Below are 15911 nucleotides of genomic sequence, written 5' to 3'. Positions count from 1 at the left end.
TGGCCAGAAGCCGAAGACGGCTTCCACGAATAGGCCTAATACATAGATGCAACGGGGCAGCGGTTTTTCAAAAGCGGGTAGACAGTGGGGGCGAGTCCATACATAGGAGCTGGCTTGCCAGCGATGGTCGTTAACGATAACGCGTGCTAACCGGATAAACGCAGCGCACTTGAGCCCATCGCCAGCAAGCCGGCTCCTACAGGTTTCGTGTGCCATCCGATCGGCCAATCCCTTAAAGCGCCAACCCTTGTTGCACCACCACAAGCAGATCGCTTTCCGTCAGCGCCACTGCATCCAGTTGCGCTGTGGCTTGCTCGATCGTTTGCAGCCACCAGTGCGTTTCGCCGTGGTCGTCCACGGTGCGCAACAGGGCGAACTCGTTGCCCTGGGAGTGAATCTCGACCCGCCCTTCGCCATCCGCCGTGAAGCGCGCAACGGGGTCGAGGGTAAGGCTGTGTTTGTTGCCGGTGATCACCAACTGGTCGATGGCGTAGTCGTAAGCGTCGCCATCGGGGTGACTTTCGAACACGTGTGTGGCGTTGCGCCGCAGGACCAGGCCAGCCTCGGTCAAGGGCAGCAGCCAGTGCTCTATCTGTTGATACAGCTCGTAGACCTGGCCCGGCCAGGCGTCGATCGCTTGATCCGTGCCGGTCAGCCGGGTCTGTTTCAATTTTGCCGCGAGCTCGTCTGCCTTGCTCATGTCGATTCCCTGTATTGAGGTCTGTCTAATCGTAGCTCGTTGACGCGCAGGTAGCGCTGCCCTGGATCATGTTTGCCGCACTGCCCCTGCGGGTGTGATACCGCTGGGCAAGTGGCTGCCCAATTATTCTGGATAACCCCGTAAACTACGGCCCACAAAGACTGAGGGCCTTGGGTCGATGCCCATGCCTTGCCCCCGACAGGATGAACTTTTGCCCACGCGCTTTAACCACCCGGACCACGTCCCTGGCGTTGCATTGAAACGCATACCGCTGCGCAAGGCCGCGGTGTTGTTCATTGCCACGGTGTGTCTGTGCCTGTGCGGTTTGCTCTACCTGCAACTGGAACAGTCCCGTCGCCATGACCTGAGCCTTGCGCAAGTGGCGTCTTCGAACCTGACGCGCGCCATGGCCCAGCAAGCCGAAGACACCTTCATGAAGGCCGACCTGGTGCTGACCAGCCTGGTGGACTGGATTCAGGTCGACGGTTTCGGTCCGCAGCAGCGCTCGCGCCTGCAGCAGACCTTCGCCCGGCGGGTGCTGGCGCTGGATCAGCTGCACGGCATCCTGCTGTTCGACCAGAAGGGCCAGTGGGTGGTGACCTCGTTTGAAAACCTGCCCCGGGGTGCCGGAGTCGCGGATCGCGAGTACTTCAAGTATCACCAGCAGAACGTCTCGTCGGTGGCGCACATCGGTCCGGCCATCCGCAGCCGCGAAAACGGCGAGTGGATCATTCCGGTCTCCAAGCGGGTCAACGACAGGAACGGGCATTTCCAGGGCGTGTTGCTGGCCGGCATCAAGATGTCGTACTTCGACCAGTTCTTCAAAAGCTTCGACCTCGACGACAACGGCTCGATGTTTCTCGGCCTCACCGATGGCACCTTGTTGGCGCGGCGACCTTTTGTCGAGGCACAGATCGGCGTGTCACTGGCCCAGAGCGAGATTTTCCAGAAATTCCTGCCACTGGCCACCTCCGGCAATGCGATGTTCACGTCCATCATCGATGGCGTGACGCGCATGTACGGTTACCGACAGTTGGAGGCGTATCCGCTGGTGGTCGCCGCCGCGTCGTCCACCGAATCCATTCTCGCGGGCTGGTACGAGACGGCGTTCCGCTCCAGCCTCATCGTTGCCCTGGTGCTGGTGGGCGTGGGGTTGTTCGGTTGGGTGTTCATTCATCAGGTGCGTGTTGGCGAACGGGTCGAGTCGGACTTGCGCAGGGCCCAGGAAGCCCTGGAACTGATCGCCACCCATGACAGCCTGACCGGCCTGGCCAACCGCCGGTTGTTCGAGCGCGCGCTGGACATCGAGTTCGGACGCGGTGCCCGCCGGGCCAGCCCCTTGAGCCTGATCATGCTCGATATCGATTACTTCAAGCGCTACAACGACACCTACGGCCACGTGGTGGGGGATCACTGCCTGGCCGAAGTGGCACGCGCGCTGAAGAGTTGCTGCCACCGCAAGGCGGATCTGGCGGTGCGTTACGGCGGCGAAGAGTTTGCGGTGCTGCTGCCCGACACCGACATCCATGGCGCGATGACGATTGCCGAGCAGATCCGGCGCAGCGTCATCGACAAGAACATCAGTCACACCGGCTCGCCAAATGGCTATGTGACGGTCAGCCTGGGTTGCTATTCGTTCGTGCCGTCGGGGCGCGACAGCATGGATGTGTTTGTCGAACGGGCGGATGCGGCGTTGTATCAGGCCAAGCATTCGGGGCGAAACCGCGTGGCAACCTTGTCGATGGCGGGCGGGGTCGAGGCGTTGATGCGCTCCGATCGTTGAGTCTGTGTTCCAGAACGAAAGCCCCAGACGACAAAAAGCAGCCAATGACGGCCTGTCATCGGCTGCTTTTGTTTGTCCAGCTGCCCGTCCCGCCGCCAGCACCGCCTGTTCCACCACCGGGGGCGCCGGTGCCACCGCCCGCGCCGCTGCCCGGACCATTGACGCCGGTCGTGCCGCTTGCCGAACTGGGGCCATTGCCGCGGCCGTTGTCACCCGAGGGTTCGATGGGGCGGTTGTGGTCCGGCGACATGGTTGAGTTGCGGGTCGCGCCCGATGTCGTACTGGTCGTGCCATCCTCAGCGCCGGATGCCGCCAATGCAGCCAGCGGCGATGCCGACAACAATCCCGCCAGGAACAGCGAAGTCATGCTGATGTTCATCATGGTCGTCTCCCGGGAAGAGTCTTACCTGATGTTGGGCTGACGGGCGCGCGGTTGGTGCCGCCCGCTTGACGAGTGGCATCGATTGGCACGTGGCAGGGACCTCGGGTGCAACCCGCGAAAAGGGCAGGTGTCACAGTTCAGGCACCTCATCCCCAGGAGTGTTCGTTCATGAAGAAGCTGCGGATCGCCACATTCAACGTCAATGGCCTGCGTGCACGGCTGCCGAACCTGCTGGCCTGGCTTGAACGGGAAAAGCCGGACATTGCCTGCTTGCAGGAGTTGAAGGCGGTGGACAGCGCATTCCCGGTTGCCGAGCTCGAGGCGGCCGGTTATGGCGCGATCTGGCAGGGACAGGCGTCATGGAACGGCGTGGCGATCCTGGCGCGGGATGCGCAACCGCTGGAAAGCCGGCGCGGGCTGCCCGGCGATGACAGCGACAGTCACAGTCGTTATCTGGAAGCCGCCGTCCACGGGGTTCTGGTGGGCTGCCTGTACCTGCCCAACGGCAACCCGCAGCCGGGGCCGAAGTTCGATTACAAGCTGGCGTGGTTCGAGCGGCTGATCCGTCACGCCCAGACCCTGCAAGGCAGCGACCATCCGGTGGTGCTGGCGGGTGATTACAACGTGGTGCCCACCGACCTGGACATCTACAACCCGCGCTCGTGGCTCAAGGACGCCTTGCTGCAACCGCAAAGTCGCGAGTGCTACCAGCGGTTGCTGGACCAGGGCTGGACCGATTCATTGCGGCACTTGCATCCGCAGGATCGGCTCTACACGTTCTGGGATTACTTCCGCCAGCACTGGCAGAAAAACTCGGGGCTGCGCATCGACCATCTGCTGCTCAACCCGGCCCTGAGTCCGTATCTGCAAGACGCCGGAGTGGACGCGTGGGTACGCAACGAGCCCCACGCCAGTGACCACGCGCCCACCTGGATTCAATTGGGTTCGCGCAAGCGCCGTTGAGTTTTTTCATGCCGGGTGATTGGCTAAATCAATTGTCGGCAGCAGTGGCTGATCCCGTATACATAACGCCACTGGCGGAGCAATCCGCCGCTTGCGTGCAAAAGGATTGAACGATGAGCGAGCCACGCCTGACCGACCGTGCTTTGTATCTGCGCCGCCTGGGCTTCGATGTCCCCCCGGCACCGACCCTGGAAACCCTGCGCCAACTGCAATTGCGCCATACCGGCGTCTTCCCGTTTGAAAACCTCACCACGTTATCCGGCGAACCGGTGCTGATCGACTTGCCGTCCATCGAGCGCAAGGTCTTGCACGATGGCCGTGGCGGTTACTGCTACGAACTCAACAACCTGTTTCTGGCCTTGCTGCAAGAACTGGGTTTCGACGCCCGAGCCATCAGCGGCCGGGTGGTGATGGGCCAGCCGGAGGGCGCGTGGACCGCCCGTACCCATCGCCTGAGCCTGGTGATCATCGACGGGGTACGCTACATCACCGACGTCGGCTTCGGTGGCATGGTGCCGACCGCGCCACTGCTGCTCGATTCCCGCGGCGAACAACTCACCCCGCACGAACCGTATCGCATCGACCTGCATGTCGACGGATTTACCCTGCGGGCCAACGTTGCGGGTGAATGGCGAGCGATGTACATCTTCGACCTGCAACGCCAGGAGGATATCGATTTTGCAGTCGGCAACTGGTACGTCTCGACCCATCCCGAGTCGTCTTTCGTCAAGCAGTTGATGGTGGCGCGCACCGGGGAGGGGTGGCGCCGTACGCTCAACAACGGCAGTTTCGCGATCCACCGCATTGGCCATGACAGCGAGCGGCGGCAGATTGCGGATGTGCAATCGCTGATTGAACTGTTGCACCGTGAGTTTGGCATTCAGGCACCGGACCATGGGCAGTTGAACGGGATGCTCGATCGCTTGCTTTCAGAGCCAAAGTAGGTCGCTCATTGTATGCACTGGAACGGGGCCGAATGCATCGATCGGCCCCGTTTTTGTTTTCAGTGTGGCGCTGACTGATAGCCACAGCCTTCACAGGCGCCCCCGCCGTGTCGATGCTGCAAACAAGCCAAAGACCCCGTCATTGCTGGCGGTGACGGCATTTCGTCGGGCCTCTCCGGCGTCCTGTACTGCATTCAATTGCCCGTGCCAGCCAAGAGCGGCGCGTTTTTTGCCTTGTGATTGGCGATTCCGGCAACGCTTCGCCGGTCGTCAGGAAATCCATAAATTCGTATGCAAAAAAACAGGCCATGGAGTGACATGTTTGAAGGCTTTTCAAGATGTGATTGCCCACGGGCGCTGGGCTGAATGGCTGTCCGGTCATTATGTGGATGGTAAGTTGTATACAACTCTATAGACATTTGTCCTGATTATTGAATACAGTGTGCGCATAACAAAAACCAGGGAACCCCCTACCATGAAAACGCCCCATGTTTCACACCAACGGCCCGAGGACGAAAACCTAGGGATCGGCGCGAATATGGCTTATGGCCTGCAACATGTTCTAACCATGTATGGCGGTATTGTCGCGGTGCCTTTGATCATCGGCCAGGCGGCCGGGCTCTCGCCGGCGGACATCGGTTTGTTGATTGCTGCTTCATTGTTTGCGGGGGGGCTGGCGACGCTGCTGCAAACCCTGGGTCTTCCGTTTTTTGGTTGTCAGTTGCCGCTGGTGCAGGGCGTCTCCTTCTCCGGCGTCGCGACCATGGTGGCGATTGTCAGCAGTGGCGGGGAGGGCGGGTTCCAGTCGGTATTGGGGGCGGTGATAGCGGCGTCCCTGATCGGCCTGCTGATAACCCCGGTGTTCTCGCGTATCACCCGGTTCTTCCCGCCGCTGGTGACCGGCATCGTGATTACCACCATCGGCCTGACGCTGATGCCGGTAGCCGCGCGCTGGGCCATGGGCGGCAACAGCCACGCGCCGGACTTCGGCAGCATGGCGAACATCGGGCTGGCGGCGGTGACGCTGGTGCTGGTGCTGCTGCTGAGCAAAATCGGCAGTGCGACCATCTCCCGCCTGTCGATTCTGCTGGCCATGGTCATCGGCACGATCATCGCGGTGTTCCTCGGCATGGCGGATTTTTCGTCCGTATCCCAGGGCCCGATGTTCGGCTTCCCGACGCCGTTCCACTTCGGCATGCCGACCTTCCACTTCGCCGCGATCCTGTCGATGTGCATCGTGGTGATGGTGACGCTGGTGGAAACCTCGGCCGACATTCTGGCCGTCGGTGAAATCATCGGCACCAAGGTCGACTCCAAGCGCCTGGGCAACGGTCTGCGCGCCGACATGCTGTCGAGCATGTTCGCGCCGATCTTCGGCTCCTTCACCCAGAGCGCCTTTGCACAGAACGTCGGGCTGGTGGCGGTCACCGGGATCAAGAGCCGCTATGTGGTGGCCACCGGCGGTCTGTTCCTGGTGATCCTCGGCCTGCTGCCATTCATGGGCCGGGTCATCGCCGCCGTGCCGACCTCGGTACTGGGTGGCGCCGGCATCGTGCTGTTCGGCACCGTGGCGGCCAGCGGCATCCGGACCTTGTCCAAGGTCGACTACCGCAACAACGTCAACCTGATCATCGTTGCCACCTCGATCGGCTTCGGCATGATCCCGATCGCGGCACCGAGCTTCTACGATCACTTCCCGAGCTGGTTCGCGACCATTTTCCATTCGGGCATCAGCTCCTCGGCGATCATGGCTATCGTGCTGAACCTGACCTTCAACCACCTCACTGCCGGCAACTCCGATCAGCAGTCGGTGTTTGCGGCGGGTACCGAGCGCGTGCTGTGTTATCAGGATCTGGCGGCATTGCGTGAAGGCGACTACTTCAGCGACGGCAAGCTTCACGACTGCGACGGCAAGGAGATTCCGGTTCTGGAGTCGGAGCACGGGGTGGCAGAACCACGGGCGGCGCACGCGAAAAGCAGTGAACATGTCTGACGTTCACGGCTACTGAAAAGGGCCGATCTGTCGAATGGACAGATCGGCTTTTTGCTTTTCTGAAGATGGCTTTTCAAGCGGCCACAAAAAAGCCCCTGGATCTTTCGATTCAGGGGCTTTTCGATGTTGCTGTCTGGCTCCACGACCTGGACTCGAACCAGGGACCCAGTGATTAACAGTCACTTGCTCTACCAACTGAGCTATCGCGGAATGGCGCCTATGTTACTGATTCAAAAAGAGAAGTCAAGCACCGAATGGCAAATGGACGGATTCATGGGGACGGGCGGTGGTTTAGCGGTCATTGGCGGTTACCAGAATCGCAGCAGGGGTCTACCATGGCCGCCCGGAAGTGGTGACACGCGCTGCCGGCCATTTCGCCGAAAAGGTACGCGCCATGAATCAATTGAAACTCACACCTCGACATTCCGGGGTGCACCCATGAGCATCTCTCAGATCAGCCTGCCCAAAGGTGTTGGCCCCCATGCCGAAAAGCTGTTCGACGCAATCACTCAGGCCGGCACCGCTGAAGAATTGAACCGTGCGGGCGGCAAGGCGGAAGGTTTTGTCCTGGGGCTGGAAAGCACCAAGGCGATCAAGAGTCAGATCGCCGAATCGCTCTACGTCGCCTATGACGACGCGGCCAGCCAGCGTGCGACCGAACTGGCTTAACCGCCGAAGGTAATGGTGCCAAGCATCAGTTTGGCGTAGAGCGCCGTGGCCCCCACTTGCACCAGCCACAGGGCCAGGCCGCCGAGAAATACGCCGGTGGCCACTTGCATCACCAGGTTGTTGCCGCGTTTGGCCGGGGTGCGCGGGATGAAGCGATCCAGTTCATCCAGGTCATCGCGGTCGGCGCGCAGGTCATCGTTTTTCATAAAGGGTTCTCGCAGAATACTCAGGCATACATAAAACCTGTAGGAGCCGGCTCCTACAGGGTAGATGTGTGCAGTCTAGAGGGCTGGGTCGTTGCTTTGAAAATTATCTGAAGCGAATGAAAAACGGGAAGCCACATGGCTTCCCGTTTTTCATTTCAAGGCCGGATCAGATGACCTGGACGATAGCGTCCGTCACCACCTCGATGTTGCTCTGGTTCAGCGCAGCCACGCAGATGCGGCCGGTGTCCAGGGCGTAGATGCCGAACTCGTTGCGCAGACGGTGAACTTGCTCAACCGTCAGGCCGGAGTAGGAGAACATGCCGCACTGACGACCGACGAAGCTGAAATCGCGCTGAGGCGCTTTTTTGGCCAGCAGGTCGACCATCTGGGTGCGCATGCCACGAATGCGCAGGCGCATTTCGGCCAGTTCGGCTTCCCACTGGGCGCGCAGTTCCGGGCTGTTGAGTACGGCAGCAACAACGCTGGCACCGTGGGTCGGCGGGTTGGAGTAGTTGGTGCGGATCACGCGTTTGACTTGCGACAGTACGCGCGCGCTTTCTTCTTTCGATTCGCTGACGATCGACAGGGCACCTACGCGCTCGCCGTACAGCGAGAACGATTTGGAGAACGAGCTGGAGGCGAAGAAGGTCAGGCCCGACTCGGCGAACAGGCGCACGGCGGCGGCGTCTTCGTCGATGCCATCACCGAAACCTTGATACGCCATGTCGAGGAATGGCACGTGGCCTTTGTTTTTGACGACTTCCAGGACGTTTTTCCAGTCCGCCGGGCTCAGGTCCACGCCGGTCGGGTTGTGGCAGCAGGCGTGCAGCACAATGATCGAGCCGTTTGGCAGCGCGTTCAGGTCTTCGAGCATGCCGGTGCGGTTCACGTCGTGGGTCGCGGCATCGTAGTAGCGGTAGTTCTGCACCGGGAAACCGGCGGTTTCGAATAGCGCGCGATGGTTTTCCCAGCTCGGGTCGCTGATCGCCACGACGGCGTTCGGCAGCAGTTGCTTGAGGAAATCGGCACCGATTTTCAGTGCGCCAGTGCCGCCAACGGCCTGGGTGGTGATGACGCGGCCAGCGGCAAGCAGTGGCGAATCATTGCCGAACAGCAGTTTTTGCACGGCCTGGTCGTAGGCGGCAATGCCGTCGATTGGCAGGTAGCCACGGGAAACGTGTTGAGCGGCGCGAATGGTTTCGGCTTCGACAACGGCGCGCAGGAGTGGAATTCGCCCCTCCTCGTTGCAGTAAACACCGACCCCCAGGTTGACCTTGTTGGTACGGGTATCGGCGTTGAATGCTTCGTTGAGGCCCAGGATTGGATCGCGTGGTGCCATTTCGACAGCGGAGAACAGGCTCATTATTGCGGCGGCTCTGAATGGAGAGTGGAGGGACGTGTCGCGCTCCAGCCGAATGCACTAGAGCGGTGCACAAACGGGGAGCTAGTATAGAGGCCATCCGCGATCAATGGCGACAGGCTATTCGGCTTTTAAGGTAAGTTTTTTTGATTATTTTTCGACCGTTAGTCGATTGGTTATGTCGGACACTTTACCGGATGTAGGACGTTTGCCTTGAAAGGGCTGGCAATCGGCTCCACATTGAGCACAATCCAGTTTTTTCCTCGGGAGACATCGGTCGTTTGCGGTCTTTCTCGTTCGTGCCTGATCCAGAGGTTTTTCATGTCTGAATTCCAGCTAGTCACCCGTTTCGAGCCAGCCGGCGATCAGCCGGAAGCCATCCGCCTGATGGTCGAGGGCATCGAGGCCGGGCTGGCGCACCAGACGCTGCTCGGTGTGACCGGCTCGGGCAAGACGTTCAGCATCGCCAACGTGATCGCGCAGGTGCAGCGCCCGACCCTGGTGCTGGCACCGAACAAGACCCTGGCGGCGCAGTTGTACGGGGAGTTCAAGGCGTTCTTCCCGAACAACGCGGTGGAGTATTTCGTTTCCTACTACGACTACTACCAGCCTGAAGCCTACGTACCTTCCTCGGACACCTTCATCGAGAAAGACGCCTCGATCAACGACCACATCGAACAGATGCGTCTTTCCGCGACCAAGGCCTTGCTGGAGCGCAAGGACGCGATCATCGTCACCACGGTGTCGTGCATCTACGGTCTGGGCAGCCCGGAAACCTATTTGAAGATGGTGCTGCACGTGGATCGCGGCGACCGGCTCGATCAGCGTGAGTTGCTGCGACGCCTGGCCGACCTGCAATACACCCGCAATGACATGGATTTTGCCCGTGCGACCTTTCGCGTGCGTGGCGATGTGATCGATATCCATCCGGCGGAATCCGATTTTGAAGCGATCCGCATCGAACTCTTCGACGACGAGGTGGAAAGCCTGTCGGCATTCGATCCGCTGACCGGCGAAGTCATTCGCAAACTGCCGCGCTTCACCTTCTACCCCAAGAGCCACTACGTGACGCCACGGGAAACCCTGATGGGGGCCGTGGAAGGGATCAAGGAGGAATTGAAGGAACGCCTGGAATACCTGCGCGCCAACAACAAACTGGTGGAAGCCCAGCGTCTGGAGCAGCGCACCCGTTTTGACCTGGAAATGATCCTCGAGCTGGGTTACTGCAACGGCATCGAAAACTACTCGCGCTACTTGTCTGGCCGTGAAGCCGGAGCGGCGCCGCCGACCCTTTATGATTACCTGCCGGCAGACGCCTTGCTGGTGATCGACGAATCCCACGTCAGCGTGCCGCAGGTGGGCGCGATGTATAAAGGCGACCGTTCGCGTAAAGAGACACTGGTGGAATACGGCTTCCGTCTGCCCTCGGCGCTGGACAACCGACCGATGCGCTTCGACGAATGGGAAAGCATCAGCCCGCAAACGATTTTCGTCTCGGCGACCCCCGGCAACTACGAAGCCGAACATGCCGGCCGCGTCATTGACATGGTGGTGCGTCCCACCGGTTTGGTGGACCCGCAAATCGAGATCCGCCCGGCACTGACCCAGGTCGACGACTTGCTCTCGGAAATCAGCAAGCGCGTCGCTCTGGAGGAGCGGGTGCTGGTCACCACGCTGACCAAGCGCATGGCCGAGGATTTGACCGATTACCTGGCCGACCACGGCGTGCGTGTGCGCTATCTGCACTCGGACATCGACACCGTGGAACGGGTCGAGATCATCCGCGACCTGCGCCTGGGCACTTTCGATGTGCTGGTGGGGATCAACCTGTTGCGCGAAGGCCTGGACATGCCGGAAGTCTCGCTGGTAGCGATCCTCGATGCCGACAAGGAGGGTTTCCTGCGCTCCGAGCGCTCGCTGATCCAGACCATCGGCCGCGCGGCGCGTAACCTCAATGGCCGGGCGATTCTGTATGCCGACCGGATCACCGGTTCCATGGAGCGCGCGATCGGTGAAACCGAGCGTCGTCGTGACAAGCAGATTGCCTTCAACCTGGCCAACGGCATCACGCCAAAAGGCGTGTTCAAGGACGTCGCCGACATCATGGAAGGCGCCACCGTGCCCGGTTCGCGCAGCAAGAAGCGCAAAGGCATGGCCAAGGCCGCCGAGGAAAACGCCCGGTACGAGGCCGAACTGCGCTCGCCGGGCGAGATCGCCAAGCGTATCAAGGCGCTGGAAGAGAAGATGTACCAGCTCGCTCGCGACCTGGAGTTCGAAGCGGCGGCGCAGATGCGCGACGAGATTGCCAAGTTGCGCGAGCGTCTACTGACTGTTTGATTGGCGGCGCCTGACAGGGCCTCATCGCGGGCAAGCCCGCTCCCACAGGTCGGTGGGTGGACACAAGTTTTGTGAGCACCATCAATCCTGTGGGAGCGGGCTTGCGCGCGATGGGGCCAGTCCTGGCACCACAATACTTGACTAGTGCGCCTCGCCAGCCTTCAACCCCTCCGGCAACTTCCGGGTCAGCAACACCGCCACCATGCTGATCCCCAGCGCAATCCCGACAAAGTGAAACGCGTCGTTATAGGCCATGATCGACGCCTGTTGATGCGCGATCTCGCTGAGTTTGCCCAGTGCCGCCGTTTCACCGCCCAATCGTTCAGCCAGCGAGGCGATGCGCTCGGCCACCTGCGGATTGCTTGGCACGATGGATTCGCGCAGGTAGTCGAAGTAAACCTTGGTCCGTGCATCGAGCAACGTCGCGAGCAGGGCGATGCCGATGGCGCCGCCGAGGTTGCGCAGGATGTTGAACAGGCTCGACGCCGACCCCGCATCCTGGGGCAGGATGTAGGAGGTGGCGATCAACGAGATGGTGACCATGATCAGCGGTTGCCCCAGGGCGCGGATGATCTGGATCTGGTTGAACTGCGGCCCGGCAAAGTCCGGGTTGAGCACCCCCGAAGAGAAACTCGCCAGCCCGAACAGGCCGAAGCCCAGGGTGCACAGCCATTTCGGCGAGATGAACTTCATCAGCTTGGGCACCAGCGGAATCAGAAACAGCTGCGGCACGCCCATCCACATGATCACCTCGCCAATCTGCAAGGCGTTGTAGTTCTGGATCTGCGCCAGGTACAGCGGCAGCAGATAGATCGAGCCGTACAACCCGACCCCCATGCCGACGCTGGAAATACTGGACAAGCCGAAGTTGCGATTGCCGAGGATGCCGAGATTGATCAGTGGATTGGGTTTGGAAAACTGCACGATCACAAAGCTGATCAGGCTGACCAGGGCAACGCTGCCCAGGGTCACGATCAGGCTCGATTCCAGCCAGTCCTTGCGGTGGCCTTCCTCCAGGAATACCTGCAAACAGCCAAGCCCGACGCCGAGGGTGAGAATGCCGGCGTAGTCGGTGCTTTTGAGCAGTTCCCAGTGCGCTTCCTTTTTCTCCAGGCCATACATCAGGCCGGCGATCATGATCAGGCCGGGCGGGATGTTGATGTAGAAGATGTACTCCCAGCCCCAGTTTTCCGTCAGCCAGCCGCCGAGTGTCGGACCGATGGAGGGGGCGAAAGTGGCGGTCATGGCGAACATGGCCATGCCCTTGGCGCGGTGGTGTTCCGGCAGTTTGATCAGGGTCAGGGTGAATGCCAGCGGTATCAGCGCGCCGCCGGTAAAGCCCTGCAGCGCACGAAAGACGATCATGCTTTCCAGGCTCCAGGCCATGGAGCAGAGCAGGGAAGCGACCAGGAATCCGAGGGACACCCACACCGCCAGGCGTCGTGCCGAGAGCAACTGCACGAGCCAGGCGGTGAGCGGGATCATGATGATTTCCGCGACCAGGTAGGAGGTGGAAATCCACGAGCCTTCTTCCAGGGTCGCCGACAGCGCGCCCTGGATATCCTTGAGCGAGGAGTTGGTGATCTGGATGTCGAGCACGGCCATGAAGGCGCCGAGCATCACGCTCATCACCGCGATCCAGTCCCGCCGGGTCGGTTCGCCGACCGGGCGGATCAGTTGGTCACCGGCCATCGTCGGCGGCGTCTTGGCGGCTCACTTTGGTGGTGACATCGTCGGGGGCGTCCTTGATGTTCACCTTGGCGGTCACCGACATGCCCGGACGAATCTTGCCGCGCAACGGGTTGTCGGCGGAGAAGGTCAGCTTTACCGGAATCCGTTGTACGACTTTGGTGAAGTTGCCCGTGGCATTGTCTGGCGGCAACAGGCTGAACTGCGCGCCCGAGGCGGCAAACAGGCTGTCGACCCGGGCCTGGATCGGTGTGTCGCTGTAGGCGTCGAAGATCAGCTCGGCTTTCTGGCCGGGGTGCATGTGGCCGATCTGGGTTTCCTTGAAGTTGGCCTGAATCCAGATGTCCCGGTCCGGAACGATCGACAGCAAATACGCGCCGGCCTGCACAACCTGGCCTTCGCGGGCGGCACGCTGGCCGATCAGGCCGCTGATGGGCGAGTGGATTTCAATGCGGGTCAGGTTCAGCTCGGCTTGCGCCAGGTCGGCCTTGGCATTGGCGATCTGCGCGTCGAGGCGCTTGATCTCGGCGTTCAGTGCGTTGACTTGCTGGCGCTGGCCCTGGGCATCCGCCTGAGCCTTGGCCAGTTGCGAACGGGCAATGTGGTTGTCGGCGGAGAGGGTGGTCACCCGTTCTTCCGAGACATAACCAGGCTTGCGCAAGGTCTCGGCGCGGGTCAGGTCGATTTGTGAGCGGCCCAGGCTGGCCTGGCTGGACTGTACTTGCGCTTCGCTGGCGGCAATCAGGCTGGCCTGTTGGGTCAGTTTGCTCTGGGCTTGCAGGCGCTCGGCTTCGCGGGTGGCGAGGGTCGCGTTGGCGCGGTCGACAGCGAGGTGGAAGTCGTCGCCTTCGAGTTTGATCAGCAACTGGCCTTTCTCGACATGCTGGTTGTCCTGCGCCAGCACCTGATCGATGCGCGCGCCCAATTGGCTCGACACACGGGTGATCTCGCCCTGGACATAAGCGTTGTCGGTGCTTTCATAAAAGCGCCCCTTGAAGAACCAGTGGGCAAACAGGCCCCCGGCGATCAGCAGGACAATCAGCAGGAAGGTAAAGAGGCGACGCTTGAGTTGGGCAGGCATGAGGCAAACTGTAGTCGAGAAATTGTAAGAGAAGGTATCAGCAGGCAAATCTGGCATACAGCCGATAAACGGTAAATGCCAACGGCTGATATTCGGCCATTCGCTGCGCCATACGGGCGTTACAGACGCAACCTTGGCTTAAATGCCCTGTTCACTGGAGCCGGGCGGGTGTCGCCTGTTACCATTCGCGCCTTGTTTGAACTTCGCTTTTATTCTTTTCGAGACATGCCATGACCACCGTCCGCACTCGCATCGCGCCATCGCCTACCGGGGATCCCCACGTAGGCACCGCCTACATCGCCTTGTTCAACTACTGCTTTGCCAAGCAGCATGGCGGTGAGTTCATCCTGCGGATCGAAGACACCGACCAATTGCGTTCGACCCGCGAGTCCGAACAGCAGATTTTCGACGCCCTGCGCTGGCTGGGGATCGAGTGGAGCGAGGGCCCGGACGTCGGCGGCCCGCACGGTCCGTACCGTCAAAGCGAGCGTGGCGATATTTATCAGAAATATTGCCAACAGTTGGTAGAGCTCGGTCATGCCTTCCCGTGCTTCTGCACCGCTGAAGAGCTGGACCAGATGCGCGCCGAGCAGATGGCCCGTGGTGAAACCCCGCGCTACGACGGCCGTGCGCTGCTGCTGTCGAAGGAAGAGGTTGACCGTCGCCTGGCTGCTGGCGAACCACACGTGATCCGCATGAAGGTGCCGAGCGAAGGCGTCTGCGTGGTGCCGGACATGTTGCGTGGCGACGTCGAGATCCCGTGGGACCGCATGGACATGCAGGTCCTGATGAAGACCGACGGCCTGCCGACGTACTTCCTGGCCAACGTGGTCGATGACCACCTGATGGGCATCACCCACGTATTGCGCGGCGAAGAGTGGCTGCCATCGGCACCGAAGCTGATCCTGCTGTACGAGTACTTCGGCTGGGAACAACCGGAGCTGTGCTACATGCCGCTGCTGCGTAACCCGGACAAGAGCAAGTTGTCCAAGCGCAAGAATCCGACCTCGGTGACCTTCTACGAGCGTATGGGCTTCATGCCAGAAGCGATGCTCAACTATCTGGGCCGCATGGGCTGGTCGATGCCGGACGAGCGCGAGAAGTTCTCGTTGCAGGAAATGGTCGACCACTTCGATCTCAAGCGCGTGTCCCTCGGCGGGCCGATCTTCGACATCGAGAAGCTGTCGTGGCTCAACGGCCAGTGGTTGCGTGACCTGCCGGTGGAAGAATTCGCCGCGCGCGTGCAGAAGTGGGCGTTCAACTCCGAATACATGATGAAGATCGCGCCGCACGTACAGGGCCGGGTCGAGACCTTCAGCCAGGTGGCACCGCTGGCCGGGTTCTTCTTTGCCGGTGGCGTGAACCCCGATGCCAAGCTGTTCGAATCCAAGAAGCTGTCGGGCGATCAGGTCCGCCAGCTGATGCAGTTGATCCTGTGGAAGCTGGAAAGCCTGCGTCAGTGGGAAAAGGACAGCATCACCGCGACCATCCAGGCGGTGGTCGAATCCCTGGAGCTGAAGCTGCGTGACGCCATGCCGCTGATGTTCGCCGCGATCACCGGCCAGGCCAGCTCGGTCTCGGTGCTCGATGCGATGGAAATCCTCGGGCCGGACCTGACCCGTTTCCGTCTGCGTCAGGCCATCGACCTGCTGGGCGGCGTGTCTAAGAAAGAAAACAAAGAGTGGGAAAAGCTGTTGGGCGCGATTGCCTGATCCCGCTGGGTTGGACCTGTAGGAGCCGGCTTGCTGGCGAAGCGACCTTGCAGCCTGCATCAATCTTGCGGCTGCTATCGCTGGCAAGCCAG

General features: G+C 60.8%; 13 protein-coding genes and 1 tRNA gene. 8 read left to right on the top strand and 6 right to left on the bottom strand.

Translation table 11 applies throughout. The features are described 5' to 3' along the window. Positions 1–232 precede the first annotated feature (232 nt). Entirely contained in the window at positions 233–700 is a 468-nt protein-coding gene (locus tag EI969_RS20830; protein WP_160389431.1) for a hypothetical protein, read from the bottom strand. A gap of 211 nt (positions 701–911) precedes the next feature. Between EI969_RS20830 and EI969_RS20825 the strand changes: the two genes are divergently transcribed. From EI969_RS20825 to EI969_RS20805, 5 genes are all read left to right on the top strand, one after another. Beyond that, positions 912–2483, top strand: coding sequence for a GGDEF domain-containing protein (locus EI969_RS20825; RefSeq protein ID WP_160389430.1), 1572 nt, complete (start codon positions 912–914; stop codon positions 2481–2483). 128 nt (positions 2484–2611) lie between these two features. Then, the gene (locus tag EI969_RS20820) at positions 2612–2905 is read left to right on the top strand and encodes a hypothetical protein (protein WP_160389429.1); all 294 of its coding nucleotides are present in this window, start codon (positions 2612–2614) and stop codon (positions 2903–2905) included. Positions 2906–3033: 128 nt separating this feature from the next. After that, positions 3034–3828 (top strand): exodeoxyribonuclease III, encoded by a 795-nt coding sequence (locus EI969_RS20815; RefSeq protein ID WP_160389428.1) that lies wholly within the window; start codon positions 3034–3036, stop codon positions 3826–3828. A gap of 113 nt (positions 3829–3941) precedes the next feature. Further along, on the top strand, positions 3942–4772 hold the full coding sequence (locus tag EI969_RS20810) for an arylamine N-acetyltransferase (RefSeq protein WP_160389427.1): 831 nt from the start codon (positions 3942–3944) through the stop codon (positions 4770–4772). Positions 4773–5247: 475 nt separating this feature from the next. Beyond that, entirely contained in the window at positions 5248–6765 is a 1518-nt protein-coding gene (locus EI969_RS20805; protein WP_160389426.1) for a nucleobase:cation symporter-2 family protein, read from the top strand. Between the two features lie 134 nt (positions 6766–6899). Here EI969_RS20805 and EI969_RS20800 read toward each other — a convergent pair. After that, positions 6900–6975: transfer RNA gene (locus EI969_RS20800), tRNA-Asn, on the bottom strand. Between the two features lie 228 nt (positions 6976–7203). Here EI969_RS20800 and EI969_RS20795 point away from each other — a divergent pair. Further along, the gene (locus EI969_RS20795) at positions 7204–7434 is read left to right on the top strand and encodes a hypothetical protein (protein ID WP_160389425.1); all 231 of its coding nucleotides are present in this window, start codon (positions 7204–7206) and stop codon (positions 7432–7434) included. Here EI969_RS20795 and EI969_RS20790 read toward each other — a convergent pair. After that, the gene (locus tag EI969_RS20790; protein WP_160389424.1) at positions 7431–7640 is read right to left on the bottom strand and encodes a hypothetical protein; all 210 of its coding nucleotides are present in this window, start codon (positions 7638–7640) and stop codon (positions 7431–7433) included. The genes EI969_RS20795 and EI969_RS20790 overlap by 4 nt on opposite strands. A 166-nt stretch (positions 7641–7806) precedes the next feature. Next, the gene (locus EI969_RS20785) at positions 7807–9003 is read right to left on the bottom strand and encodes an amino acid aminotransferase (protein ID WP_150717016.1); all 1197 of its coding nucleotides are present in this window, start codon (positions 9001–9003) and stop codon (positions 7807–7809) included. Positions 9004–9321: 318 nt separating this feature from the next. On the opposite strand from EI969_RS20785, the gene uvrB reads away from it, so the two are divergent. Beyond that, entirely contained in the window at positions 9322–11337 is a 2016-nt protein-coding gene (gene uvrB / locus EI969_RS20780; RefSeq protein ID WP_160389423.1) for an excinuclease ABC subunit UvrB, read from the top strand. Between the two features lie 141 nt (positions 11338–11478). Here the strand turns inward: uvrB and EI969_RS20775 are convergent, their stop codons facing one another. Continuing rightward, a complete protein-coding gene (locus tag EI969_RS20775) occupies positions 11479–12969 on the bottom strand; it encodes an MDR family MFS transporter (protein WP_371926005.1) in 1491 nt (496 codons plus the stop codon). Between the two features lie 49 nt (positions 12970–13018). Continuing rightward, entirely contained in the window at positions 13019–14107 is a 1089-nt protein-coding gene (locus tag EI969_RS20770) for an HlyD family secretion protein (protein WP_160389421.1), read from the bottom strand. A 230-nt stretch (positions 14108–14337) separates the two neighbouring features. Here EI969_RS20770 and gltX point away from each other — a divergent pair, with 230 nt between their 5' ends. Continuing rightward, positions 14338–15819 (top strand): glutamate--tRNA ligase, encoded by a 1482-nt coding sequence (gene gltX, locus EI969_RS20765; protein WP_160389420.1) that lies wholly within the window; start codon positions 14338–14340, stop codon positions 15817–15819. Positions 15820–15911 lie beyond the last annotated feature (92 nt).

It is taken from the genome of Pseudomonas sp. PB101, assembly GCF_009764265.1.
Lineage (GTDB): Bacteria > Pseudomonadota > Gammaproteobacteria > Pseudomonadales > Pseudomonadaceae > Aquipseudomonas.
The sequence above is the reverse complement of the archived record's forward strand: the minus strand, read 5'-3'. Positions and strand labels throughout refer to the sequence as shown.